This window comes from Corallococcus macrosporus DSM 14697, from assembly GCF_002305895.1.
Lineage (GTDB): Bacteria > Myxococcota > Myxococcia > Myxococcales > Myxococcaceae > Myxococcus > Myxococcus macrosporus.
In genome coordinates this window covers 5772485-5797500 of record NZ_CP022203.1, presented here as the reverse complement: position 1 = coordinate 5797500, position 25016 = coordinate 5772485, and the positions used below count along the sequence as shown (strand labels likewise).

Sequence of the window (25016 nt, the reverse complement as noted above, 5' to 3'; positions counted from 1 at the left end):
ATAGCGGTGTTACCTTCCACTGAATACATAGGTGGAATGGAGCTAACCAGGGGAAGTGAAACATCTCAGTACCCTGAGGAAGAGAAAACAACGAGTGATTCCCAAAGTAGTGGCGAGCGAAATGGGAGCAGCCCAAACCGAAACCACGAAAGTGGCGTCGGGGTAGAGGGTCCACGGTAGGACTTTGACTTGCTAGCGGAAGCTTCTGGAAAGAGGCACCAAAGAGCGTGATAGTCGCGTACGCGAAAGCGGGTTGGAGCTGAGTGGGTTACCCAAGTAGGGCGGGACACGTGCAATCCTGCCTGAATCAGCCGGGACCATCCGGTAAGGCTAAATACTCCTTGGCGACCGATAGTGAACTAGTACCGCGAGGGAAAGGTGAAAAGAACCCCGGTAAGGGGAGTCCAAAGAACCTGAAACCGCATGTCTACAAGCAGTTCGAGCACTACGGGGCAACCCAGTGCGAGAGCGTACCTTTTGCATCATGATTCGGCGACTTAATATACGTAGCGAGGCTAAGCCGTTAGGTGGAGCCGGAGCGAAAGCGAGTCCGAACAGGGCGAATAGTTGCGTGTATTATAACCCGAAGCGGGGTGATCTACACATGGCCAGGTTGAAGTGCGGGTAACACCGCATGGAGGACCGAACCCGTGAAAGTTGAAAATTTCTGGGATGAGCTGTGTGTAGGGGTGAAAGGCCAATCAAACTCCGTGATAGCTGGTTCTCCCCGAAAGATATTTAGGTATCGGCTCGGGCAATTCAATGCCGGAGGTAGAGCACTGGAACGGCTAGGGGTCTCACCAGATTACCAAACCGTACCAAACTCCGAATGCCGGCAATTGTTATCCCGGGACGCAGTCAGTGGGTGATAACGTCCATTGGCAAGAGGGGAATAACCCAGACCGACAGCTAAGGCCCCCAAATCTAGTCTAAGTGAACACTAGAAAGGATGTGGCAGGTCATTGACAACCAGGAGGTTGGCTTAGAAGCAGCCATCCTTTAAAGAAAGCGTAATAGCTCACTGGTCAAGACAGGCCGCGCCGAAAATGTAACGGGGCTCAAGACTAGTGCCGAAGCTTCGGGCCATGCGTAAAGCGTGTGGCGGTAGGGGAGCGTCCCAGTTGCAGCGAAGGTCGACTGAAAAGGCGGCTGGAGCGACTGGGAGTGCTGATGCCGAAATGAGTAGCGATAAAGGGGGTGAGAAACCCCCTCGCCGTAAGCCCAAGGTTTCCTGGGTCAAGTTAATCTTCCCAGGGTTAGTCGGAACCTAAGCCGAGGCCGAAAGGCGTAGGTGATGGAAAGCGGGTTAATATTCCTGCACCATCTTGTGAGCGTTGAACTAAGGGAGGACGGAGAAAGCTAGGCGAGCTGGCCGGTGGTTGTGCCAGTCTAAAGGTGTAGGGGTGTCGCGTACGAATAAAGGCGCGGCAGTCATCCCCGAGACTCCATGGCGCCCCGTCAGGGGTAAGTCGCTGATGCTCTGCTTCCAAGAAAAGTCCCGTAGGGAGCTTACAGGGTGTCCGTACCGTAAACCGACACAGGTGGGCGAGGAGAAAATCCTAAGGCGCTTGAGAGAACTCTCCTCCAAGGAACTAGGCAAATTTCCACCGTAACTTCGGAAGAAGGTGGGCCTCTGGTAGGTGTAGGCGTACAGCCGAAGCCGAGAGAGGTTGCAGAGAAATGGCGGTAGCGACTGTTTACCAAAAACACAGGACTCTGCGAAGGCGACAAGCCGACGTATAGGGTCTGACTCCTGCCCGGTGCTGGAAGGTTAAGGGGATTCGTCAGCCGCAAGGTGAAGCGATGATCCGAAGCCCCAGTAAACGGCGGCCGTAACTATAACGGTCCTAAGGTAGCGAAATTCCTTGTCGGGTAAGTTCCGACCTGCACGAATGGAGTAACGACTTCCGCGCTGTCTCGGAGAGGGACTCAGCGAAATTGAAATAGCTGTGCCGATGCAGTTTACCCGCAGCAAGACGGAAAGACCCCGTGAACCTTTACTATAACTTGACAGTGACACTAGGGATTGACTGTGTAGGATAGGTGGGAGCCTTTGAAGCCGGGCCGCTAGGTTCGGTGGAGGCAACGGTGAAATACCACCCTGTTGATTTCTGGTGTCTAACCATGTCCCGTCAGCCGGGATTGGGACACTGTCTGGTGGGTAGTTTGACTGGGGCGGTCGCCTCCCAAAAAGTAACGGAGGCGCGCGATGGTTCCCTCAGCCCGATTGGAAACCGGGCGTCGAGTGCAATGGCATAAGGGAGCTTGACTGCGAGACGGACACGTCGAGCAGGTGCGAAAGCAGGTCATAGTGATCCGGTGGTCCTGAATGGAAGGGCCATCGCTCAACGGATAAAAGGTACTCCGGGGATAACAGGCTTATCTCCCCCAAGAGTTCACATCGACGGGGAGGTTTGGCACCTCGATGTCGGCTCATCGCATCCTGGGGCTGGAGCAGGTCCCAAGGGTTTGGCTGTTCGCCAATTAAAGCGGTACGCGAGCTGGGTTCAAAACGTCGTGAGACAGTTTGGTCCCTATCTGCTGTGGGCGTAGGATACTTGAGAGGCTCTGACCTTAGTACGAGAGGACCGGGTTGGAGGCACCGCTGGTGTACCAGTTGTCTCGCCAGAGGCATCGCTGGGTAGCCATGTGCCGATTGGATAACCGCTGAAAGCATCTAAGCGGGAAACCGACCTCAAGACCAGGTATCCCGGGCGCAAGCCCCTGAAGACCCGTCGAAGACTACGACGTTGATAGGCCGGGTGTGTAAGCGTGGTAACACGTTCAGCTAACCGGTACTAATTGGTCGTGAGGCTTACTTTCCCCATTCTCTTGCATGCCCCCTCGTGGGGAGTAAGGGACTCGGGGCCAAGGCCGAGGCTCGAGTGCTTCACGCACTCGCCTGGAAGACTGAAATACGCACAGCGAGACATTCGCTCAGCAATGAATTGAAACTTACCCTTTGTATGCACTGTCGCTTGTTTTCCGGTGGCTATGTCGGAGGGGTCCCACCCGTTCCCATCCCGAACACGGAAGTTAAGCCCTCCAGAGCCGATGGTACTTCGCGGGAAACCGCGCGGGAGAGTAGGTCGCTGCCGGATTCTTTTTGGAAAGCCCCCGGTGTCCCTCGTGGACACCGGGGGTTTTCGTATTGAGGCCCCGTGCAGACTCCGGGGACTGCTGGCGCCAGGCGGCTTCAGCGCCGGGCCCGCAGCCGGCGCACGGCGCCCACGGCCAGCAGCGCCGCCACCGTGGCCAGCACCAGCACGTGCTCGGCCCGCGTCGCCTCTTTCGCCACCGCGTCCACGCTGTGTGAGAAGACGTAGCCCAGCCCCACCACCACCGGCGCGCTGAGGCTGAGCGCCACCCCGTCCCACCATCGATGTTTCTGGAGGCCGTGCGCGCGAGGGGCCCGTGCCGAGCGAGCCGGTGAAGCGCAATCGTCCGGTGGAAGTCCCTTGCAGCGCGGCCATGATGAAGGCGTTGCCGCGGAGCAGGGGGCCTCTTGGCGCTCACCGCGCGCTCCGCGAACGCGATGCGCTGTGCATCATCGCTCGGAGCTGCTTGGCGGAGCCGCCTGCGTCACGGGTTGACGTACAAGGTCGCCCGGAACTCACGGAACTCAACACGTCCTCCTCCATGCTGCTCAGCGCGAAGGGCGACGGTTCCTGGCGCGAACAAGGCCGCTCTGCGGCCGATGCTCACCCCACCTGAAGAGGGCGATATCTGCCTACCTTGAGTCGCCTTCCAGGGGCTGATGGGGGCCTCTCGGAGTGCCTGCCGCTGCGCGTCGCGGACGCTCACAGCTCGGTCGCGGCGTCCGGATGGCGCTCGGAGGGCTCAAGCCCTCGGATTCGTTGGGGTTTCGGGCTGCTGTGCATGTTTGACTCGCCGTGAGCGCTGCGACTAGAGTCCAGGTTTCCGCCCGGTCTGCGCACCGCCTGTCGCGGTGCGCGCCTCCCGGTGCCGGGCCGCTCCACGAGATGAAGAAGCCGACCCTCTTTGGGAAGTACCTGCTCCTCGAGCGCATCAACGTCGGCGGCATGGCGGAGGTGTTCATCGCGAAGGCCTTCGGCGTCGAGGGCTTCGAGCGCATCCTGGCCATCAAGAAGATCCTCCCCACGATGGCCGAGGACGAAGAATTCATTACGATGTTCATCGACGAGGCGCGGATCAGCGTTCAGCTGAACCACGCCAACATCGTGCACATCAACGAGCTCGGGAAGCACGACGACACCTACTTCATCGCCATGGAGTACGTCGCCGGGCGCGACGTCCGGACCATGTTGGAGCGCTACCGTCGGCGCAAGGAGATCATGCCCACCGCCCAGGCGGTGTTCATCGCCTCCAAGATCTGCGACGGCCTGGACTACGCGCACCGGAAGAAGGACGCCCGCGGTCAGGACCTCCACATCATCCACCGCGACGTGTCCCCCCAGAACGTCCTCATCTCCTATGAGGGCGAGGTCAAGGTCATCGACTTCGGCATCGCCAAGGCGGCGAACCGCTCGCAGAAGACGCAGGCCGGTATCCTCAAGGGCAAGTTCGGCTACATGAGCCCGGAGCAGGTCCGGGGCATGCCCATCGACCGGCGCAGCGACATCTTCGCCGTGGGTGTGCTGCTGTACGAGATGCTCACGGGCGAGAAGCTCTTCGTCGGCGAGTCCGACTTCTCCACCCTGGAGAAGGTGCGCAACGCGGAGGTTCCGCTCCCCAGCGAGTTCAACCCGAGCATCCCGCAGGGACTGGAGAAGGTCGTCCTCAAGGCGCTCACCCGCGAGCCCGAGGACCGCTACCAGTGGGCCTCCGACATGGCCGAGGACCTGATGCGGTTCCTCCTGGCCGGCGACGCCATCTATTCGTCGAAGCACCTCTCCGGCTACATGAAGGAGGCCTTCGCCGAGGACATGCTCCGCGAGGCGGAGAAGATGGAGCGCTACGCCGGTATCGAGCGCCCCGACCAGATTGAAGCCTCGGGCATCACCGTGGCGCCGGGCCTCAACCGCCAGGCCGCGCGTCGCGCGCCTCCGCCATCCGTGGTGGTGTCGGGGACGCCCGCGGGCCGCGCCTCTACGTCTCCGGCGCAGCCGGTCCAGGACTACATTCCGCCTCCCACGGCCGAGGAGCTCGAGGAGATGGGCGTCGGCGCGGGCGACAAGACGCAGATTGTCGACTCCACGCAGACGTTCATGTCGCCAGAGACGCGCGTCGCCGAAAGCAGCGTCCTGGTGGACGACAGCATCACGGGCCGGACGGAGAACCCCATCCAGGACAGCGGAACGGCCGGTGCCTACAACTCCTCGCGAGCGCCCGCGCCCGATACGTCGTCGCGCAAGGGCAAGAGCGGCCCCAAGGCCCAGGTCATCATCAGCAACGAGGAGGGGGAGGCCTACGCCGGCGCCACGATGATCGGCCCCGCGCCATCCGCGCCGCCCTCACGTTCGCGCGGTTCCTCGCCATCGCTGGATGAGGAGACGGGCAGCAGGCCGGCGCCCAGTCGCGCCCGGAACGCGAAGCGCGCGCCCGAGCCCGAGGAGGAGCCCTCCGACTACGAGCAGCCTCTCGAGGAAGACAGTGGCGCTGCCTACGACGAGCACGACGACTACGGGGAAGAGGCGCCGCCGCACGATGACCTGAACGAGCCCGAGGAGGAGGTCACCGGCTCGGTTCCGGTCCCCGCCGAGGAGGCTCCGCCGCCGTCGAAGGCCGCCAAGCCCGTGAAGGCGAAGACGAAGGTGCCCTCCAAGGGGAAGCCGGCCCTCAACCTCAAGACGCTGCCCAAGCCGGTGCTGTTCGCCGCGGCGGCGGCCATCGTGCTGGTGCTCGTCATTGGCGTGGTGATGCTCACCCGGACTTCCACGGGCGAGGTCACCTTCATGGTGTCCCCGTCCAACCCGTCCGCGCGCATCCAGTTGGATGGGAAGGACGTCCAGCTCAATACGCTGCTGGCGCTCCCGGCGGGGCAGTACCGCGTCACCGCGAGCGCTCCCGGGCAGCAGGGGACGGCCAGGACGGTGGAGGTCGTGGCTGGAAGCAGGATCGTGGTGTCGTTGCCCCTGGAGTCGGATCCCCAGACCGCGCCACCCGCCGAGGACAAGCCGCCGGAATCGCCTCCCACGAACTCGGGCGTCGTGATTGCGGCGGGCTCGACCGATCCTTCAGCGCCCTCCGGGGATCCCGCTGGGGACGGCACGGCGACGCCGTCCGCGGACGGCCAGACGGCGCCTCCCGCTCAGGTCGCCGCTGTCTTCGAGGGTGACGACGGGGCGGAGATCGCCGTGGACGGCGAGCAGCTGGGGAAGGTTCCGGACGCGCGCATGGCCAACCTCGAAGTGGGGAAGACCTACTCGTTCACCGCGAAGCTCGCGGGCTACAAGCCTTACTCGGGCGAGTTCAAGGCGGACGGCAGCACGCCGCAGCTCACGGTCGCCTTCGAAATGACGAAGGAGCCCGAGCCCGTCGTCAACGTGCGGCCGCCGCCCCAGGCGGCCCCCAAGCCGCCGCCCGCTCCGAGGGCGCCAAGGGCCCCGAGAGCGCCCAAGGTCATGGGCAAGTTCGCCTGCAGCACAAAGCCCGCGGGTGCTGACATCTACGTCGATGGGAAGAAGACGAATCGTCAGACGCCGGTGACACTCGGCAGCCCGTTGATGCTACCGGTGGGCAAGCGGAAGATTTCCTTCAAGCTCAACGGTAAGTCGACCAAGCCCGTGGTGGTCGACATCACGGAGAACAATATCGCGAAGCTGGTCAACGTTCCCATCGAGTGAGAAGGCGGGCATCCGATGCCCGCTTCGATTGTTGACCGAAGTGGGGCATTGGCGCGCTATGACGCCTCGCCCGCGTGCAACTTTGAGGTGAAGCGCCATGCAAACGACGCCCATCCGGGCCAAGCCTGAAGCTGGCCCCGCAGAACAGCCATTTACCTATCCTCTCCGTCGGGAGTTCGTGGAGCCCGACTGGACGCGGATTCCTGGCTACAAGGACGTGTCCGCCGCCGACTGGGAGAACTCCGTCTGGCAGCGCAAGCACACCGTCAAGAACCTCAAGGAACTCAAGGCCACGCTGGGGGCGCTGCTCCCGGACGACCTGGCCGAGAGCATCGAACGCGACCAGCGCGAGCGGGCGACCATGTCCGTGCTCGTGCCTCCGCAGATGCTCAACACGATGAACTTCGACGACCTGTGGCGCGACCCGGTGCGTCGTTACATGCTGCCCGCCTATGGGGACCGCCTCTCGGAGTGGACCAACCACCCGAAGGCCAGCCGTGACAGCCTTCATGAGCAGGACATGTGGGTGGTGGAAGGGCTGACGCACCGCTATCCGACCAAGGTGCTGGCGGAGATGCTGCCCACCTGCCCGCAGTACTGTGGCCACTGTACGCGCATGGACCTGGTGGGCAACGACGTGCCCCAGGTCAGCAAACACAAGTTCGGCATTGGTCCGAAGGACCGGTACGCGCAGATGCTCGACTACCTGCGTCGGACGCCGACGGTGCGCGACGTGGTGGTGTCGGGTGGGGACATCGCGAACCTGCCCATCCAGCAGCTCGAGCCGTTCGTCAGCGCGCTGATGGACATCCCCAACATCCGGGACATCCGCCTGGCCAGCAAGGGGCTGATGGCCATTCCCCAGCACTTCCTCCAGGACTCGGTGCTCCAGGGCCTGGACCGGCTGGCGAAGAAGGCCGTCGAGCGGGGCGTGGACCTGGCGATGCACACGCACGTCAACCACGCGCAGCAGCTCACCCCGCTGGTGGGCAAGGCCGTGCGCAAGCTGCTGGACATGGGCTTCCGTGACGTGCGCAACCAGGGCGTGTTGCTGCGCGGCGTGAATGACAGCCCGCAGGCCCTGCTGGACCTGTGCTTCACGCTGCTCGACCACGCGAAGATCCTCCCGTACTACTTCTACATGTGCGACATGATCCCCAACAGCGAGCATTGGCGGCTGTCGGTGGCTCAGGCGCAGCAGCTCCAGCACGACATCATGGGCTACATGCCCGGGTTCGCGACGCCGCGCATCGTCTGTGACGTGCCCTTCGTCGGGAAGCGCTGGGTGCACCAGGTGGCGGAGTACGACCGCGAGCGCGGCATCTCCTACTGGACCAAGAACTACCGGACCGGCATCGAGATGAACGACGCCGACGCGCTCAACCGGAAGTACGAATACTTCGACCCCATCGACCAGCTTCCCGAGGCTGGCCAGGCCTGGTGGCGGGAGCAGCAGAAGGCGGCGTAATGGATACCTCAGTGCTTCCGGCGGGCCTCCCGCCGGAGCCGGCGACCTCTCGCGCGTCACTCAGCGCCGAAGGGCGCAAGCGGCTGTTTCCCGACGCCACGGACGCGGAGTGGGCGGACTGGCGTTGGCAGCAGCGGCATGCGGTGCGAGGGATGGCGCAGTTGGAGCGGTACGTGCCGCTCACCGCCGATGAGCGCGCGGGCGTGCAGGAGACGTCCGCGTTGTTCCGCATCGGCATCAGCCCGTACTACCTGTCCCTCATCGACCCGGAGCACCCGTTCTGCCCGGTGCGCATGCAGTCCATCCCCGTGCGGGCCGAGGCGCGCATCCGTCCGGGAGAGCTCGCGGACCCGCTGGGCGAGGACAAGACGCGCCCGGAGGAGTGCATCGTCCACAAGTATCCGGACCGGGTGCTCTTCCTCGCGCTGGATACGTGCTCCGTCTACTGCCGTCATTGCACTCGGCGGCGCATCACTCAGGGCGGGGTGGCGGAGCTCTCCAAGGAGCAGCTCCGCCGGGGCGTGGACTACGTGCGGCGCCACCCCGAGGTGCGCGACGTCCTCATCTCCGGTGGGGATCCGTTCATGCTCAGCGACTCACGGCTGGAGGAGTTGCTCGCGCCGCTCAGCGAGATTCCCCACGTGGAGATGATTCGCATCGGCACCCGCGTTCCCGTGTGTCTGCCCATGCGCGTCACGGACTCGCTGGCGAAGACGCTGCGGCGCTACGCGCCCGTCTTCGTCGTCACGCACTTCAACCACCCCAAGGAAGTGACGCCCGAGGCCCGCGAGGCCTGCGAGCGGCTGGTGGACCACGGCGTTCCGGTGGAGAACCAGGCCGTGTTGATGCGGCAGCTCAACTCGGATGCGCGCATCATCAAGGAGCTGTCACACCTGCTGCTGCGCAGCCGCGTGCGGCCGTACTACCTGCACCAGATGGACGTGGCCGAGGGCTGCGAGCACCTGCGCACTCCCATCGCCAAGGGCCTGGAAATCATCGAGCAGCTTCGCGGCCACACCACGGGGCTCGCCGTGCCGCACCTGGCGGTGGACCTGCCAGGGGGCGGGGGGAAGGTGACGCTCCAGCCCGACTATGCCGTCGAGTACGGCGCGCGGGAGACGGTGTTCCGCAACTACAAGGGCGAGCGCTACGCGTACCCGGAGCCCGAGGAGACGGACTGCACCTGCCCGTATGAGGGCGTGTGGCAGGCGCAGGCCCGTACCTACGGCTACCGGAAGGGCTGAGCCGGCGGCGCGGTGGTGCTGTCCGCCACCGCGCTTCACGGCCTCAACGGGGCGCGTCCGCCACGAAGGAGGCGGGGCCTGCGCTGATGGGGCCTACTCCACCGGCACGCCGATTTCGATGGCCGGCGCCGCGCCCTCGGTGGCCTCCACCTCCACCGGGTTCTCGTTGTTGAAGCCCTGCTGGATTTGGACCTCTTCCTGGGCGGGCGCGGGCTGCTTCGCGGCCTTGGCGGCTTCCTCCAGCCGCTGCGCCTCCGCCTTCGCGCGCGCGTTGTCGGCGGGCGACATCCGCGCCTCGTAGCGGGCGTAGTCCTTGGCCGACACGCCGTGCTTCTCCAGCACCGACGCGGAAGCGGCCTTCTGCTTGTCGATGGCCTCCCGGCGCTCCTCGGTGCTCATCTCCGATGGCTTCCGGTTGCCGTACTCCTCGTCCACCTCGGACAGGGCCTGCGCCTCGTCGCGGCGGATTTCGGCGACCTTCTCCGGGGTCAGCTCCGTGCTGTCGGCGGCAAGGGCCTGTCCAGGCATGACGAGCCACGAGGCGACCAGGAACAGGGCAGTGCGGGGGGACATGGCGGGAGGACCTCGTTCAGGACAGCGGGAGCCGGCACCATCTAAACACGTCGCATGTCTCCGTGCATCCGCGCCGTCCCCTCAGGGGCCGCACCGTGCACAGGCATTCCGGGCGCCGGCGCATTGCTCCTGAGCCTGGGCGCAGCGGGGGGGCAGGTCGGTCCGGTCGGGATGACGCTCCACGAGCGCGCACAGCTCCTCCGCCAATTCACACGTCGAGCGCCCCAGCGCGCAGCGGTCCGCGCACGTCGCGTCGTTCCCGGCGTCGCGCGTCCGCAGCTCCTCGAGCCTCAAGGACAGCGCATCGATGGCCGCGTCGTCGCTACCGGCGACGCGGGCGTCCACGTTCTTCGCGCAGCCCGCGAGCACGGCGCAGGCCAGCAACATCCGCGAGAGGGCGAGGGAGGCGCGCATGCCGTTCCCCTTAGGTGCGCGCGGCCTCCGGCGTCCAGCGGCGCGGGCTCGCGGTGTCAATCCACTCAGGGCCGGGCCGGCGCCTTGTGCACCGGCGGACGTTGGCGGGGCACCGCGGGCTCTTCGGACTTCGACAGGTACAGCCACGCCGTCAGCGCCAGCAGCAGGGCCACCGCGAGCCGCCGGAGCCACTCCTCGCGGCGGCGCCGCGGCGAGGCGCGCGACTCCTGCTCCGCCGCCTCCAGCCCCGTGGCGACCGGGCCCGCCTGCGCCTGGAGCTCGCGGCACGTCTCCACCACCGGGGCCAGCCCGGCGGGGAACCGCGCGTCCTGGCGCTCCAGGGCCTCCGCGAGCCTCCGCGCCCAGGCGGTTTCCTCGTCCGCGCTGGCGGGCTCGCGCGCGGGCAGGCCCCGGCGCCGGGTCAGGGCGAGGGCCGCTCGCAGCAGGTGGACCGAGAAGGTGTCGGGAGGGATGGCGTAGTGCGTGGCGCAAGCAGCCAGCGAGTGGCCTTCCACCAGGCGGTGGACGAGCATCGCGGCGGGACGGGGCTCCAACTCGCGCAGGGCGGTGATGAAGGTGGCGGGGAGGGCGGCGCGCGAAGGTGACGTCACGGGTGTGCCATCCTCGCCCATCCGTCGGACGTTTTCTTGAGGCTTGCACCCAGGCCCCTAGACTTCCCGGCCATGTTGCGACCTGTTGCACTCGTCCTGCTCCTGCTGGTCCCGTCGGGCGCGCTCGCCGTGGAGACCCTGCGCATCGCCATCGAGGACGCCGGCAGCCAGGTGCGGGTCAGCGGCAAGGGGTTGGCATCCGGCCCGGACAGCGAGGACGGCACCTTCGTCCCCATCGCCTCGGGCCAGGCCCACATCCGCCGCAATGGCGGCCGCATCGAGGTCAACGGCACGCCCGTGGAGGGAGACTCCATCCGCTTCCGGGCTGGCATGTCCGAGGCGTCCGCCGCCCCCGGCACCGAGCCGCTCAAGGCCGGCGCGGCGCAGGTGCGCGGTGACGTGGTGGTGCGCGCGTACCGCAAAGGGCTCCAGCTCATCAACGTCATTCCCCTGGAGGACTACCTCGCCGCGGTGCTCGGCAGCGAGATGCCCGTGTCCTTTCCCGCGGAGGCGCTGAAGGCCCAGGCCGTGGCCGCCCGGACGTACGCGCTCCAGAAGAAGCTGGACGCCTACAGCAACGACTTCCACCTGGGCAGCAGCGTGCTCCACCAGGTCTACGGCGGCGTCAACCGCGAGGACCCGCGCACCCGCGCCGCCGTCGAGGCCACCCGGGGGCAGGTGCTCACCTACGAGCTGGCGCCCATCGAGGCGTACTTCCATGCCTCGTGTGGCGGCCGCACGGAGTCGGGCCTCGACGCCCTGCAGCGCAACCTCCCGTACCTCCAGCCCGTCGACTGTCCCTGCGGCAAGCTGCCCGCCAGCCGCTGGAGGGCGTCGCTCTCCGACGCGGACATCAAGGCGGCGCTCCATCACCCGGCCCAGGGCCTGAAGGTGGCCGCTCGCACCCGCACGCACCGGGTGACGCGCGTCACGTTGGCGGACGGCGCCTCCCTGGACGGGGTGGCGCTGCGTCGCAAGCTCGGCTACACGCGGCTCAAGAGCCTGGACTTCGAGGTGGAACGCACCGAGCGCGGTTACGTGTTCACCGGTCGCGGCTACGGCCATGGGGCGGGCCTGTGTCAGTGGGGCGCCAAGGCGCTCGCCGACAAAGGCCGGGAGTACCGGGAGATCCTCTCCCACTACTACCCCGGCACCGAGCTGCAGCAGCTCTACTGACGCCTCCCGCGTCCGGCGCGCTTTCCGCGACGGCGTGGGGGCTGCTACAAGCGCCACCCCCGTGTCGTCCCGTCTCTCTGATTACGACTTCGCGCTGCCCGAATCCCAGATCGCCCAGGCCCCCCTGGCCGAGCGGGACGCGTCGCGCCTGATGACCGTCAGCCGCTCCAGCGGCGCCTGGTCCCACCGCCGCTTCGCCGACCTCCAGGAGCTATTGCGCCCCGGAGACGTGCTCGTCCTCAACGACGCCCGCGTCATCCCCGCGCGCCTGCTGGGCCAGAAGGCCGGCACCGGGGGGCGGGTGGAGCTGCTCGTGGTCCGCCCGGCGGCGCAGCACACGCTCACCTCGGCGGCGCTCGGGGAGGCGCCCGAGTCGCTCGACTGGGTCTGCCTGGGGCAGGCCTCCAAGGGGCTCAAGCCCGGGCAGCGCGTGAGCTTCGCGGGCGGCCTGGAGGCCGAAATCCAGGAGGCGCTGGGAGGCGGGGAGTACCGCGTGCGCTTCCAGGCGCCCGCGGGCACCTCGCTGGCCGAGCTGCTCGACGCGGCGGGGCGCCTGCCGCTGCCGCCCTACATCTCCCGGGAGCCGGACGCGACGGACGCGGAGCGCTACCAGACTGTCTATGCGCGCGCCTCCGGGGCCGTGGCCGCGCCCACCGCGGGGCTGCACTTCACCCAGGAGACGCTGGCGGCGCTGGAGGCCCGCGGCATCCACCGGGCGCTGGTGACGCTGGACGTGGGGCCGGGCACCTTCCTGCCGGTGCGCGAGGACGACCTGGACAAGCACCACATGCACCCGGAGCGCTACACCGTGCCCGAGTCCACCGCCATGGCCGTCAACGCGGCGCGCGCGGAAGGCCGGCGCGTGGTGGCCGTGGGCACCACCGTGGTGCGCACCCTGGAGTCCGCCACCGACGCGGAGACGGGGCGGCTGCGCGCGGGCCCCGGTGAGACAACGCTCTTCATCCGTCCCGGCTTCGCCTTCCGCCAGGTGGACCTGCTGCTCACCAACTTCCACCTGCCGCGCTCGACGCTGGTGGTGCTCGTGAGCGCGCTGCTCGGACGGGAGCGCACGTTGGAGGCCTACGCGGAGGCGGTCCGCGCGGGCTACCGGTTCTTCAGTTACGGCGACGCCATGCTGGTGTCGGAGTGAACGCCATGGGCGAGCAGCAGGAAGTGAAGCAGCAAGGTGGCAAGGGCGACACCCGCGTGGAGCCGGGGATGGTCCGCTTCGAGCTCCTCCACGAGGACGCGTCCGGAACGAAGGCCCGCCGGGGACGGCTGCACACCCCGCACGGCCCCGTGGAGACGCCCATCTTCATGCCCGTGGGCACCGTGGGCAGCGTCAAGGGCGTGGGGCCAGATGACCTGCTCACGCTGGACGCGCAGATCATCCTCGGCAACACCTACCACTTGATGTTGCGCCCCGGCGAGGCGCTGGTGGGGGAGCTGGGCGGCCTGCACCGCTTCGTGTCGTGGAACCGGCCCATGCTCACCGACAGCGGCGGCTTCCAGGTGTTCAGCCTGTCCGGGAAGCGCAAGATCACCGAGGAGGGCGCCGCCTTCCAGTCGCACCTGGACGGCGCGCGGCACTTCCTCACGCCCGAGCGCTCCATCGACATCCAGGAGACGCTGGGCGCCGACGTCATCATGGCCTTCGACGAGTGCCCGCCCTCCACCGAGGACCGGGCCTACCTGGAGGCCTCCCTGGCCCGCACCACGCGCTGGCTGCACCGGTGCGTGAAGGCCTGGAGCCGCGAGCGCTCGTCGCTGTTCGGCATCGTCCAGGGCGGCCTGCACGAGGATTTGCGCAAGCGCCACGCCGAGGAGGTGTGCGCGGTGGACCTCCCCGGCTACGCCCTGGGCGGCTACTCCGTGGGCGAGGCGCCGGAGGCCATGCACGACGGCGTGGCCTACTCGGCGCCCCTGCTGCCCCGCGACAAGCCGCGTTACCTGATGGGCGTGGGCACGCCCGTGGACCTGGTCACCTGCGTGGAGCACGGGGTGGACATGTTCGACTGCGTCCTGCCCACCCGGTGCGCGCGCAACGGCCTGCTCTTCACCTCGGAGGGCAAGGTCGTCATCCGGAACGCGGCCTACGCCCGGGACCCGCGGCCGGTGGACCCTGCGTGCGCCTGCTACACCTGCCGCAACTTCAGCAGGGCCTACCTCCGGCACCTCTTCGCCGCCCAGGAGCTGTTGGCCATGCGGCTCAACACGATTCACAACCTCCACTACTTCCTGGGACTGATGGCAGAAGTCCGGCGCGCGGTGGCAGAGGACCGGTTCGCCGCCTTTGCCCGGGATTTCCGTGCCCGCGCCAGGGCACAGGAGGCCGAACGGACCCGCGGTCGCTGACCGGGCGGATGGATTGCCCGGCTTCCCGCGTTCACTTGCTCACATGGGCCCCCCTTGCTAAGAGGGCCCCCTTTCGGATGGGTTCCTCGGACAAAATGGGGGGCCTCCCATCCCAAGCTTTCCTCAACCGACGAGGCAGTGTGTGGCTGAGAGCTTTCTGATTCTGGCGCAGGCCGGCGGTGGCAATCCGCTGGGCACCCTGGGCTTCCTGGTCATCCTGGTGGGCATCATGTACTTCGTGATGATCCGCCCCCAGCAGAAGCAGTTGAAGGAGCACCGTGCGCTCCTCTCCGCGCTGAAGAAGGGTGATGAGGTCGTCACTTCCGGGGGCATCCTCGGGAAGATTCACCTCGTGGATGAGCGCACCGTGACGCTGGAAGTCGCCAGCGGCGTGCGCATCCGCGTGCTCAAGACGGCCATCAGCGCGAAGGGCATGGTGGCGGAAGCCGCGGCCTCGGCGGCGGCGGCCGCTGAGAAGAAGGAGGAGAAGTAATGGACCGCGGCTGGTGGTGGAAGTTCGGACTCATCGTCGCGGTGACGCTGGGCTCCATCTGGTTCCTCATCCCGACGTACTACTCGCTCGTCGTGCTCGACCGGGACCAGCGCAACAACCTGGCGGTGCTCGAGGAGCGCATGCCGAGCTGGGCGCCCCCCGCGAAGTACCGCCTGAACCTGGGGCTGGACCTCCAGGGCGGCATCCACATGGTGATGCGGGTGGACACCAAGACGGCGCTCCAGAAGCGGACCGAGCGCCGCGCGCAGCAGATTGTCAACTACGTCAATGACAAGAAGCTGGGCGAGGTGACGGCGGACACGGACCCGGAGAAGCTCGAGGTCACCCTGACGGCCAAGGACCCGGCGACGATGGACGCCATCCAGAAGGAGGTCCTGGCCACCTTCACCGACTTCAAGGAAGTCAGCCGCAGCGGCGCCGCCCTGACGCTGGTGCAGGACGAGAGCCAGGCCAACGTCTTCCGCACCGAAGCGGTGGACCAGGCGATGCTCGTCATCCGCCGCCGTATCGACAAGTGGGGCGTGGCGGAAGTGGACGTGCGCAAGCTGGGCTCCGACTCCATCCAGATTTCGCTGCCGGGCCGCAGCAACCCGGAGCAGGCGAAGGAGCTGGTGGGCACCACCGCGCAGCTCGAGTTCCGGATGGTGGATGACTCCAACCCGCAGTTCTTCGCGCAGCTCCTGCAGGCCACCCCGCCGCCGGAGGGCAGCGACATCACCCTGACGACGGAGGGCGGCTTCCCGCAGCTCCAGGCCCCCACGCGCGAGGCCATCATCAGCTACACCCAGGACAAGGTGCCGGAGAACCGGGTGGTGCTCACCGAGTGCATCGCCAACCCGGTGAAGAAGAACGAGTGCACCTCGTACCGCTCCTACCTGCTGGACAGGAACGTGCCGCTGACCGGCGAGAGCCTGGCGGGCGCGGACGCGAACATCAGCCAGCTCAACGAGCCGGAGGTGAACATCTCCTTCGACCCCGCGGGCGCGCGTGAGTTCGAGCGGCTCACCGAGGCCGGTGTCGGCCGCCGCATGGCCATCGTGCTGGACGACAACGTCCAGACGGCGCCGAACATCAACGAGAAGATCAGCGGCGGCTCGGCGCGCATCACCATGGGCCGCATGGGCGGCCGCACCTTCGAGGAGTGGCTGGGCGAGGCCCAGACGCTGGCCCTGGTGCTGAAGGCGGGCGCGCTGCCGGCCCCGGTGACGGTGGGGGAGATTCGTCAGGTGGGCGCCAGCCTGGGTGACGAGCTCATCCGCAAGGGCGGCCTGGCGGCGGTGCTCGGCCTGGGCCTGGTCGTCCTCTTCATGGCGCTCTACTACAAGGCCTCCGGCCTCATCGCGGACATCGCGCTGCTGCTGAACGGCCTGCTCATCCTGGCGGGACTGGCCTTCTTCAACGCCACGCTGACGCTGCCGGGCATCGCCGGCTTCGTGCTGACGCTGGGCGTGGCGGTGGACGCCAACGTGCTCATCAACGAGCGCATCCGCGAGGAGCTGGGCCACGGAAAGTCGGCCCGGGCGGCGGTGGACCAGGGCTACGACCGGGCCTTCTGGACCATCTTCGACTCGCACGTGACGGCGCTCATCTCCGCCTTCATCCTGTTCTTCACGGGAACCGGGCCGGTGCGGGGCTTCGCCACCACGCTCATCATCGGCCTGCTGGCGTCGCTGTTCACGTCCATCACGGTGACGCGAGTCATCATGACCTACTTCGTCCACGGTCGTAACGCGAAGGTCGTCTCCGTCTGACCGGCCGGAGTCCGGGAACCGTCATGCAGATTCTCAAGAACAAGACGAACATCGACTTCATCAGCAAGCGCAAGCCCGCGCTGTTTCTCTCCACGCTGCTGAACCTGGCGATCATCGTCGGCATCGCCGCCTTCGGCTTCAACTTCGGCGTGGACTTCGCGGGTGGCACGGTGGTGGAGGTGAAGTTCGACCACCCCGTCACCGCCCAGGAGGTCCGTGAGCGCGCGGAGAAGGGCGGGCTGCCGGACGTCAGCGTGCAGAACATCGGCGCCGCGGATGAGAACACCTTCCTCATCCGCATGGGCGGCGTCACGCAGCTCAACGAGGAGAGCGGCGCCAAGGGCAAGGAGGCCCTGGAGGCGCTCGGCGGCGTGCGCAACGTCTACTCGGACCTGGCCAACGGCATCATCCGCTTCCGCTCGGAGCAGCCCATGGACGCCGCCGCCGTCACGAAGGCGGTGGAGTCGGCGGGCATCGGCGTGCAGGAAGTGCGTGACCTGGGCGAGGCCCAGGGCGGCACGGGCTACGACTACCAGGTGGTGGCCAGCGGCATGGCGGACCGCGTGGTCGCCGCGCTTGGCGCCGGGCTGGAGAAGCCGGACTTCGAGCAGCGCCGCGTGGACTACGTGGGCCCGCAGGTGGGCAAGCAGCTGCGCAACCGCGGCATCATGGCGCTGCTGTATTCCATGGTCGCCATCCTCATCTACGTGGCGTTCCGGTTCGACTTCAAGTTCGGTCCGGGCGCGCTCGTGGCCATGGTCCACGACGTCATCATGGTGTCGGGCTACTACCTGGTGAGCCGGCGCGAGTTCAACCTGACGGCCATCGCGGCGCTGCTGACGGTGGTGGGCTACTCCGTCAACGACACCATCGTCATCTACGACCGCATCCGCGAGGACATGGCCAAGTTCAAGGGCAAGCCCTTCGCGGAGGTCATCAACATCGCCATCAACGACACGCTGGGCCGCACCATCCTCACGTCCGGCACCACGGCGCTGTCGCTCATCGGCCTGCTCATCTTCGGCGTGGGCGAAATCTTCGACTTCGCCATGGCGATGCTGGTCGGCATCGTGGTCGGTGTGTACTCGACCATCTACATCGCCAGCCCGCTGACCATCTGGCTGGACGAGCGCGCCGCGGCGAAGGAAGCCCGTCTGCGCGCCAGCGGCAACGTGGACCACCAGCAGCCGAACGCGGCCTGAGCCGCGCGGACCCGAGGCCTTCCCGTTGAGGGAGGGCTGGCGACCAGGGCCCTCTTCCTTCACCGGAAGCAGGGCCCTGGGTGTTTCAAGGGCCCCGTCAGAAGCGCGCGCCCAGCGTGAGCGAGGCGTCCAGCAGGCCGCCGTTGGTGTCCTCCACGGCGCCGTCCGCCCAGCCCTCGCTGAGGAGGACACGGTACGTGGTCCGGATGCCCGCGGTGAGCGCGCCGCGGTTGAACTCCACGCCCGCGGCCAGCGGCACCTCCGGCATCGTGTCCGACGCGTACAGGCTCTCCGCGGGGCCGCTGACGTCCATGAAGGAGACGCCCAGGCCCGCCCCCACGAAGGGGCGGATGGCGGTGAGGAAGGGCGGCGACACCTTCAGCAGCGCGCTGCCGCCCTGGCGGATGAGCGCCGGCTGCTCCAGCAGGCGGCCGTCGGTGATGCCGTTGCGCGAGCCCTCGTAGCCGAGCTCGAAGCCGAGGAAGGTGGTGGGCTGGACGTTGAGCGTCACGCCCCACGCCGGGCCCGTGCTCGTCAGGTCGCCCAGGCCTCCGGTGTAATCACCCACGCCGCCGCGGAGGAACACATTCACGTCACCGCGCTTGCCCTCGCGCCGCTCCTGCGCCGCCGCCGGACCCGCGGTGCCCAGCGCGGCGAATGCCAGGGCCAGCGTGGCGGCCCGGATGCCTCTTGGATGCATGCTCGACCTCACTGTTTTCGGGTGTGCGTTTGAACCTGCGCACACCTGGCCGACGGCGCGTGAAGCAGCGAGCCACCATGCGTGCGCTTGGCTGAACGCCCGTGCAGGAGGGGAAGTGTCGGGCTCAAGGTTGGACTGTCCTGGTCAGACGTCTGAGGTACTGTCGCCTTCGTAGCCAATTCATCCCGCCAACTCCCTGTTGGAGAAGGCGAGGAGGGGTGCCGAGCGTGCGGTGGTTGCTTCCAGATGTGGTCGAGCAGGAGGTGGCGTCCCTCGCGGGAGAGCTGTCACTGCACCCGCTCGCGGCGAAGGTGCTGCTGCACCGTGGCTACCGCACCCCGGAGTCCGCGTCGGCGTTCCTGTCCGACCGGCTCGCGGACCTGCCGGACCCGTTCCGGATGAAGGGGATGCCGGCGGGGGTGGACCGCCTCATCCGCGCGATTCGCTCGCGGGAGAAGGTGACGCTCTACGGCGACTACGACGTGGACGGCGTCTGCTCCACGTCGCTGCTCTACCTCTTCATGAAGGAGCTGGGCGCGCCGCCCGCCACGTACATCCCCCACCGGCTGGATGAGGGCTACGGCCTCAACGTCAACGCGGTGGAGCGCATCGCCGCGGAGGGCACGCGGGTGTTGGTGACGCTGGACTGCGGCATCACCTCGGTGGCGGAGATTACCCGCGCCAGGGAGCTGGGCCTGGACGTGCTGGTGGTGGACCACCACACGGTGCCGCCCACGCTGCCGCCCGCGGTGGCGGTGCTCAACCCGCACCAGCCCGGCTGCGAGTACCCGACGAAGGCGCTGTGCGCCGCGGGTGTGGCCTTCAACTTCTGCATGGGCCTCCGCAAGCGCCTGCGCGACGAGGGCTTCTTCGCCAGCCGCAAGGAGCCCAACCTGCGCGCCCTGATGGACCTGGTGGCGCTGGCCACGGTGGCGGACGTGGTGCCGCTCACCGGCGCCAACCGCATCCTGGTGTCCCACGGCCTCCAGGAGCTGAGCGCGGCCCGCCGTCCGGGCGTGCGCGCCTTGAAGGAGGTGGCGGGCCTGGATCCGGACGCCTCCGTCACCGCGGGCCAGGTGGGCTTCCGCCTGGGGCCCCGCATCAACGCGGCGGGCCGGCTCCATGACGCCTCGCTGGGGCTCCAGTTGCTGTGCTCGGAGTCGCCAGAGACGGCGCGCTCGCTGGCCGCGGTGTTGGACCGCGCCAACGCGGAGCGCCAGGGCATCGAGAGCAGCATCCTCACGCAGGCGCTGGCCCAGGCGGAGTCGCTGAAGGACGCGCGCGGCCTGGTGCTGTACGACGAGGGCTGGCACCCGGGCGTCATCGGCATCGTCGCCTCGCGCGTGGTGGAGCGCTTCTACCGGCCCACCGTCATGGTGGGGGTGAAGGACGGCGTGGGGAAGGGCTCGGCGCGCAGCATCGAGGCCTTCCACCTGCACGACGCGCTCAGTGGCTGCGCGGAGCTGCTGACGCGCTTCGGCGGCCACAAGCACGCCGCGGGGCTCACCATCGACGCGGACCGGCTGCCCGCCTTCCGGGAGGCCTTCGAGAAGATTGCCCACCAGCGCCTGACGCCGGAGGACCTGATTCCGCGCTGCCGCGTGGACGCGGTGGTGAACCCCCACGAACTGGACGCGCACGCCGTGGAGTCGCTCCAGCGGCTGGGGCCCTTCGGCCAGGGCAACCCGGAGCCCGTGCTGGTGCTGCGCCGGCAGGTGGCCCGCCCGCGCGTGCTGCAGCCCAAGTCCGGCACCGGCAGCGGACACCTCAAGCTGGCCCTGATGGACGCGCCGGAGCTGGACGCCATTGGCTTCAACATGGCGGACCGGGCCACGCTGGTGGATGGCCCGGTGGACCTGGCCTTCCAGGCCGGCTTCGACACCTTCCGAGGCCAGCGCAAGCTGTCCCTGCGGCTCAAGGACCTGCGCGTGGCCGCCTAGGAGCGTGTTGGAGTAACGGCAAGAACCTACTTGAGGCGTAGGCAAGGGCGTGATGCGCTTGCCTACGCATGAGCAAGGTCTTCCGCCCCTACGCACCCGAGCAGTCGGAGTTGCTGCCGCCCTCGCCCCGAGACTGGCTGCCGGCCGGGCACCTGGCGTACTTCATCCTGGACACGGTGGCGGAGCTGAACCTCAGGCCGCTGCTGGCCCGGTATGAGCGGGAGCTGCGTGGCTATCCGCCGCACCACCCGCGGATGATGGTGGGGCTGCTGCTGTACGCCTACTGCGTGGGAGTGGCCTCCTCGCGCAGGATTGAGAAGAAGACGTACGAGGACGTCGCCTTCCGAGTCATCGCCGCGGGGCAGCACCCGGACCACACCTGCGTGAGCGAGTTCCGTCGCCAGCACCTGGACGTGCTGGCGGGACTTTTCGTGCAGGTGCTGGCGCTGTGCCAGAAGGCGGGGCTGGTGAAGCTGGGGCACGTGGCGCTGGACGGCACGAAGCTGAAGGCGAATGCCAGCAAGCACAAGGCGATGAGCTACGAGCGCATGCAGCAGCGCGAGAAGGAGTTGGCCGAGAAGGTGGCCGCGCTGCTGAAGGCGGCCGAGGAGGCGGACGCGGCGGAGGACCGACTCTACGGCAAGCTGAGGCGAGGCGACGAGTTGCCGAAGGAGTTGCAGCGGGCCGAGACGCGGCTGGCGAAAATCCGCGAGGCCAAGGCGGAGCTGGAGGCGGAAGCCCGGGCCGCCCATGAGGCGCAAGAGGCCCAGAAGAAGAAGGACTCGGACGACGAGCCGCCGTCTGGGCCGACGCCCCTGCCCGAGCACCGGGTGCCTACCGAGAAGGACGGCAAGCCCACCCCCAAGGCCCAGCGCAACTTCACCGACCCGGAGAGCCGAATCCAGAAGACGAAGGACGGTTTCATTCAGGGCTTCAACGCGCAGGCGGCCGTGGACGAGGCGCACCAAATCATCGTGGCGCAGGCGCTTACCAACCAGCCGCCGGATGTCGAGCACTTGCTGCCGCTGCTGGAGCAGGTGGTGGAGAACTGCGGCGAGGTGCCCGGGGCGGTGACAGCCGACAGCGGCTACTTCTCCGAGCAGAACGTGGTGCGTGCGGCGAGCATGGGCGTCGACGCGTACATCGCCACCGGCCGACTCAAGCATGGGGTGCAGCCCCCGCCAGTGCGGGGGCGGAGGCCTCGAGACTTGAGCCTCAAGCAGTGGATGGCGCGCCGGCTGAGGACGAAAAAGGGCCGCCAGGTGTACGCCCGGCGCAAGGTGGCGGCCGAGCCGCCCTTCGGCCAAATCAAGCAGGGGCGAGGCTTCCGGCAACTGCTGCTGCGCGGGCTGGAGAAGGCGCGCGGCGAGTGGGCGCTCATCTGTCTCACCCACAACCTCCGCAAGCTGCACGGCGCGATGGGGGCCACGTAGCAGGAGGGGCGTCCGCCCGCGAAGGGCGGACGTGGAACGAACATTCCTTCCACGGGCGCCCCCTGCCGGGAGAGGGGCAGGCGGCCCATATGCTGCAGGGCGCACGTCACCCGGCCCCTTGCCCCTTACAGCAACACGCTCCTAGGGCCGGTGCCTCACGCGATGCCCCAGCGGACGCGGCCCGGCGTCATCAGCGCGCCGACGCGGGCCAGCTCGTTGAAGCGGAAGCGCTCCGCCTGCTTCTCGAAGGCGTGGCGGCACCGCTCGGAGCAGAAGAAGTAACGGCGCTTCTTGTACTCAGCGGTGGGGCGGCCCTCGGGTGTGTCCAAGGCCTTCCCACATACGGGGTCCAAGTGCTGTCCCTGTCCCTGCGCGTTCCTCATCGCTCGCCTCCCAGCCCCCAGGGGAACCCACGTTCCCGTCCCGCCCAGGAGTCAGAGCACGCGGCGTGCCAGCGCCAACTCCTTGAAGTCGCAAGGAGGGGGCGCGGGCGAGGCGGGGAGGCGGTGGAAAAATCTACATGGCCGCCCGCCGCGGGAGGCGCGGCGAGCGGCCGGTGGAGGCGACTTCAGAAGGCGGTGCCGAGGCTGCCGCCGAGGAAGAAGTCGTTCTGGTAGCCCCGGCGGTAACCCAGCGCCTCCAGCCGGAAGGCGAGGCGGAAGTTCCCGGAGGAGGTGAGGCGGGGCCGGCCGCGGAAGCCCACGCCGTACTGGATGAGCGGTTTGATGCCGCTCACCTTGGTCTGCGCCGTGTCGATGTCGAGCGTGGACGCCGTGTACGCGATGCCGCCGCCCGCCTGGGCGTAGAAGCCGAAGTCGGACTTGCCGAGCTTCAGCTCATAGGCCGGGGCGATGGTGAAGTAGTGGAAGTTCGAGTTGGCCTGGATGAAGTCGGTGCCGTCGCTGGTGCCGCCGAAGGTCCAGCGGAGGTCGGCCCAGAGGGCCTCGCGCAGGGCCTCATCGTCGAGGATGCGGCCGTACTCCCACGTGGCGCGCACGCCCAGGCCCGGGCGCGTCTCCGCGAACCGGCCGCGCGGGCTGTCCAGGAAGAGGGCGCCGGCGATGAACTCCATGGCCACGCCGAGGTTCGGATCATCGAGCCCGGAGAGGGGCTTGAAGTCGTCCTCACCGTCGTCGTGCTCCTGCTCGGACACGCGGCGGAAGTCGTCCGTCTGGTCCACCTTGGGGCGGATTTCGTCGTAGGACTCGGAGGCGTCGTCGGCGGGCACCTCGTCCGGGTAGGCGTAGGGGTCGTCCTCGTCCTGGGCCAGGGCGGGAGCGGACAGGGCGAGGCTGCCCAGGGCGCAACGCAAGAGCCACGTCTTCACGGAAGCAGTCCTCATGCTCACAGGTCCAGGCGGGGGCAGGTGGTGCCACCCGCGGCGCTGGGCGGGCACATGTTGGGGTCGTTGCCGACGAGCTCCGCGCGCGGAATCTGGAGGTGGTCCATCAGCTCGTTGCAGACGGCCTCCTTCAGGCGCAGGTCGGTGATGTGGGTGATGATGGCGCTGGCGGCCACGGACAGGGTGAAGCGGGACTGGTCCGCCAGCGTGGCGCGCGCGAGCTGGTAGAGGCCGGGCGTGGTGGTGCTCTCGTCGTTGTACGAGGCGACGATGGCGCGCAGCAGCACGTCGCGCTGACCGGTCGCCTCGCCGGCCTGGTAGAGGGCGCTGGCGAGCAGCGTGCCCACCCGGTACTCGTTGCCGCTGAACGCGCTCAGGTTCTGGTTGTAGAGCTGGTTCAGCAGCGACGCGTCCATGCAGCGGTCCACGCGGGCCAGGTCCCGGTCCTCCGTCACCTGGCCGTAGGTGTTGCCGTGGAAGGACGTGGAGAAGAAGCGCGTGTCACAGCCCTTGCCGCCCTGGGTCGTCTGACAGGTGGCGCCGTACGCGTGGTAGTCCGCCAGGCCCTCGTCGAAGGACTTGAGGATGTTGGCGCCCGGGCTGGCGCCGGATTGCTGCCACAGCGTGAGCGCCTCCGGGAACTGGAGGCCGCCGTACGCCTTCAGGTTGAAGACGCGGTGCGCGTATTCGTGCGCGATGATGCCGGCGTTGATGGCCAGGGGGGCGCGCTGGAGCTCGTCGAAGGGCAGCACCAGGAACGACTCCAGCACGGAGAAGTACATGGCGTTGTCGCTGAGCGGGTCCTTGTCCAGGTCCGCGAGCACGAACTCCGGGAAGTAGTACGTGGTGACGGGCTCCTTGAAGTCCTCCGCGGGGAGGTTGCCGACGACGCGGAAGTAATCGTAGGCGCGCTCCATGCTGTAGTAGGCCGTCACCATGTTCCAGGTGTGGAAGTCGGCCGGCCACAGCACGCCGCCCTGGGAGATGTAGTTGGCGCTGACGTCGCGGCCGGCGTTCTTCAGCAGGGCGTTGGCGTAGCCCTCCGGCGTGGTGGCGTTGTTCAGGTCCGGGTCGTTGGAGTCGATGACGATGCGCGCGCCGCCCTGGAGGTCCGCCACCGTGCCCTTGAGGCCGACGATGTCGGAGATGGTCTCGAGCTGCACCTCCTGGGGGACGTACTGGCCATTGCTGGAGAGCACCAGGGCGCTGACCTTGACGGGCGCGGTCGAATCGGGCGCACAGCCGGCGGCCAGTCCCAGCGCGGCGGTGGAGGCGATGACTGTTCGGAGCATGCCGCCGTTCTACTCCGGACCGCGCGGAACGTGTATGCCCCCGGCCGCCCCGTGCCCGCGCCCAGGGGCCTCCGCCGGGCCTGGGCGGGTGAGGCGGGGCGCGGCGCGGGATTCCCCCGCGGGGAGGGCGGCCGGACGGCGCGCGCCGGGGCTCGCCCCCCCAGGGCCCGAACCCGGAATCCGCCCTGAATCCGACGGTTTGAGACAGGTCAGGGGCGCTCGGATTCCTTGACG

At 67.7% G+C, this 25016-nt stretch carries 19 protein-coding genes and 2 rRNA genes (1 of these 21 cut by a window edge); 13 read left to right on the top strand and 8 right to left on the bottom strand.

From position 1 onward, the window contains the following. Window positions 1–2823, top strand: a 23S ribosomal RNA gene (locus MYMAC_RS23170) (it extends 140 nt beyond the left edge of the window). 161 nt (window positions 2824–2984) lie between these two features. Beyond that, window positions 2985–3101 (top strand): 5S ribosomal RNA (gene rrf, locus MYMAC_RS23165). Window positions 3102–3196: 95 nt separating this feature from the next. On the opposite strand, the gene MYMAC_RS23160 is transcribed toward rrf, so the two are convergent. Beyond that, window positions 3197–3367 carry a hypothetical protein gene (locus MYMAC_RS23160; RefSeq protein ID WP_013941264.1) on the bottom strand — a complete coding sequence of 57 codons (171 nt, stop codon included), beginning with the start codon at window positions 3365–3367 and terminating at the stop codon, window positions 3197–3199. 616 nt (window positions 3368–3983) lie between these two features. Here MYMAC_RS23160 and MYMAC_RS23155 point away from each other — a divergent pair. From MYMAC_RS23155 to MYMAC_RS23145, 3 genes are all read left to right on the top strand, one after another. Beyond that, a complete protein-coding gene (locus MYMAC_RS23155) occupies window positions 3984–6767 on the top strand; it encodes a serine/threonine protein kinase (RefSeq protein ID WP_095959672.1) in 2784 nt (927 codons plus the stop codon). A gap of 97 nt (window positions 6768–6864) precedes the next feature. Continuing rightward, complete coding sequence (locus MYMAC_RS23150) at window positions 6865–8235, top strand: KamA family radical SAM protein (protein ID WP_095959671.1); 1371 nt, start codon at window positions 6865–6867, stop codon at window positions 8233–8235. Further along, a complete protein-coding gene (locus MYMAC_RS23145) occupies window positions 8235–9479 on the top strand; it encodes a KamA family radical SAM protein (protein WP_013941261.1) in 1245 nt (414 codons plus the stop codon). Before MYMAC_RS23150 ends, MYMAC_RS23145 begins: the two co-directional genes overlap by 1 nt. Before the next feature lie 93 nt (window positions 9480–9572). Here MYMAC_RS23145 and MYMAC_RS23140 read toward each other — a convergent pair whose 3' ends face one another. The 3 genes from MYMAC_RS23140 to MYMAC_RS23130 all read right to left on the bottom strand — a co-directional run bounded on the left by MYMAC_RS23140 (window position 9573) and on the right by MYMAC_RS23130 (window position 11077). Further along, window positions 9573–10052 carry a hypothetical protein gene (locus MYMAC_RS23140; protein WP_095959670.1) on the bottom strand — a complete coding sequence of 160 codons (480 nt, stop codon included), beginning with the start codon at window positions 10050–10052 and terminating at the stop codon, window positions 9573–9575. 81 nt (window positions 10053–10133) lie between these two features. Then, window positions 10134–10466, bottom strand: a complete 333-nt coding sequence (locus MYMAC_RS23135; RefSeq protein WP_239988964.1) for a hypothetical protein — start codon at window positions 10464–10466, stop codon at window positions 10134–10136. Between the two features lie 65 nt (window positions 10467–10531). Beyond that, window positions 10532–11077, bottom strand: a complete 546-nt coding sequence (locus tag MYMAC_RS23130) for a hypothetical protein (RefSeq protein ID WP_239988963.1) — start codon at window positions 11075–11077, stop codon at window positions 10532–10534. A 72-nt stretch (window positions 11078–11149) separates the two neighbouring features. On the opposite strand from MYMAC_RS23130, the gene MYMAC_RS23125 reads away from it, so the two are divergent. From MYMAC_RS23125 to secF, 6 genes are all read left to right on the top strand, one after another. Beyond that, entirely contained in the window at window positions 11150–12253 is a 1104-nt protein-coding gene (locus MYMAC_RS23125) for a SpoIID/LytB domain-containing protein (protein ID WP_095959668.1), read from the top strand. A gap of 61 nt (window positions 12254–12314) precedes the next feature. Continuing rightward, entirely contained in the window at window positions 12315–13403 is a 1089-nt protein-coding gene (gene queA / locus MYMAC_RS23120) for a tRNA preQ1(34) S-adenosylmethionine ribosyltransferase-isomerase QueA (protein WP_204816904.1), read from the top strand. Between the two features lie 5 nt (window positions 13404–13408). Further along, a complete protein-coding gene (gene tgt / locus MYMAC_RS23115; RefSeq protein WP_095959666.1) occupies window positions 13409–14608 on the top strand; it encodes a tRNA guanosine(34) transglycosylase Tgt in 1200 nt (399 codons plus the stop codon). Window positions 14609–14750: 142 nt separating this feature from the next. Then, on the top strand, window positions 14751–15101 hold the full coding sequence (gene yajC / locus MYMAC_RS23110) for a preprotein translocase subunit YajC (protein ID WP_013941254.1): 351 nt from the start codon (window positions 14751–14753) through the stop codon (window positions 15099–15101). Next, the gene (gene secD, locus MYMAC_RS23105; RefSeq protein WP_095959665.1) at window positions 15101–16873 is read left to right on the top strand and encodes a protein translocase subunit SecD; all 1773 of its coding nucleotides are present in this window, start codon (window positions 15101–15103) and stop codon (window positions 16871–16873) included. Before yajC ends, secD begins: the two co-directional genes overlap by 1 nt. Before the next feature lie 23 nt (window positions 16874–16896). After that, window positions 16897–18075 carry a protein translocase subunit SecF gene (gene secF / locus MYMAC_RS23100; RefSeq protein ID WP_095959664.1) on the top strand — a complete coding sequence of 393 codons (1179 nt, stop codon included), beginning with the start codon at window positions 16897–16899 and terminating at the stop codon, window positions 18073–18075. Window positions 18076–18172: 97 nt separating this feature from the next. Here secF and MYMAC_RS23095 read toward each other — a convergent pair whose 3' ends face one another. Next, entirely contained in the window at window positions 18173–18775 is a 603-nt protein-coding gene (locus tag MYMAC_RS23095) for a hypothetical protein (protein WP_013941251.1), read from the bottom strand. A gap of 227 nt (window positions 18776–19002) precedes the next feature. Between MYMAC_RS23095 and recJ the strand changes: the two genes are divergently transcribed. Together recJ and MYMAC_RS23085 are read left to right on the top strand one after the other, a co-directional pair. Continuing rightward, window positions 19003–20715 (top strand): single-stranded-DNA-specific exonuclease RecJ, encoded by a 1713-nt coding sequence (recJ, locus tag MYMAC_RS23090; RefSeq protein WP_095959663.1) that lies wholly within the window; start codon window positions 19003–19005, stop codon window positions 20713–20715. Between the two features lie 68 nt (window positions 20716–20783). Continuing rightward, the gene (locus tag MYMAC_RS23085) at window positions 20784–22148 is read left to right on the top strand and encodes an IS1182 family transposase (protein WP_095957770.1); all 1365 of its coding nucleotides are present in this window, start codon (window positions 20784–20786) and stop codon (window positions 22146–22148) included. A 155-nt stretch (window positions 22149–22303) separates the two neighbouring features. Here the strand turns inward: MYMAC_RS23085 and MYMAC_RS23080 are convergent, their stop codons facing one another. The 3 genes from MYMAC_RS23080 to MYMAC_RS23070 form a co-directional block, all read right to left on the bottom strand. Beyond that, window positions 22304–22531, bottom strand: a complete 228-nt coding sequence (locus MYMAC_RS23080; protein WP_013941249.1) for a YHS domain-containing protein — start codon at window positions 22529–22531, stop codon at window positions 22304–22306. 185 nt (window positions 22532–22716) lie between these two features. Beyond that, entirely contained in the window at window positions 22717–23475 is a 759-nt protein-coding gene (locus MYMAC_RS23075; protein WP_095959662.1) for a hypothetical protein, read from the bottom strand. Window positions 23476–23492: 17 nt separating this feature from the next. Further along, a complete protein-coding gene (locus MYMAC_RS23070) occupies window positions 23493–24782 on the bottom strand; it encodes a hypothetical protein (RefSeq protein WP_013941247.1) in 1290 nt (429 codons plus the stop codon). Between the last annotated feature and the right edge of the window lie 234 nt (window positions 24783–25016).

Coding starts and splice junctions, on each gene's coding strand:
- secD (WP_095959665.1), top strand. CDS start 15,101: ATGGACCGCGGCTGGTGGTGGAAGTTCGGACTCATCGTCGCGGTGACG.
- tgt (WP_095959666.1), top strand. CDS start 13,409: ATGGGCGAGCAGCAGGAAGTGAAGCAGCAAGGTGGCAAGGGCGACACC.
- MYMAC_RS23095 (WP_013941251.1), bottom strand. CDS start 18,775: ATGCATCCAAGAGGCATCCGGGCCGCCACGCTGGCCCTGGCATTCGCC.
- MYMAC_RS23135 (WP_239988964.1), bottom strand. CDS start 10,466: ATGCGCGCCTCCCTCGCCCTCTCGCGGATGTTGCTGGCCTGCGCCGTG.
- MYMAC_RS23070 (WP_013941247.1), bottom strand. CDS start 24,782: ATGCTCCGAACAGTCATCGCCTCCACCGCCGCGCTGGGACTGGCCGCC.
- MYMAC_RS23140 (WP_095959670.1), bottom strand. CDS start 10,052: ATGTCCCCCCGCACTGCCCTGTTCCTGGTCGCCTCGTGGCTCGTCATG.
- MYMAC_RS23125 (WP_095959668.1), top strand. CDS start 11,150: ATGTTGCGACCTGTTGCACTCGTCCTGCTCCTGCTGGTCCCGTCGGGC.
- MYMAC_RS23080 (WP_013941249.1), bottom strand. CDS start 22,531: ATGAGGAACGCGCAGGGACAGGGACAGCACTTGGACCCCGTATGTGGG.
- MYMAC_RS23155 (WP_095959672.1), top strand. CDS start 3,984: ATGAAGAAGCCGACCCTCTTTGGGAAGTACCTGCTCCTCGAGCGCATC.
- secF (WP_095959664.1), top strand. CDS start 16,897: ATGCAGATTCTCAAGAACAAGACGAACATCGACTTCATCAGCAAGCGC.
- MYMAC_RS23085 (WP_095957770.1), top strand. CDS start 20,784: ATGAGCAAGGTCTTCCGCCCCTACGCACCCGAGCAGTCGGAGTTGCTG.
- MYMAC_RS23145 (WP_013941261.1), top strand. CDS start 8,235: ATGGATACCTCAGTGCTTCCGGCGGGCCTCCCGCCGGAGCCGGCGACC.
- MYMAC_RS23150 (WP_095959671.1), top strand. CDS start 6,865: ATGCAAACGACGCCCATCCGGGCCAAGCCTGAAGCTGGCCCCGCAGAA.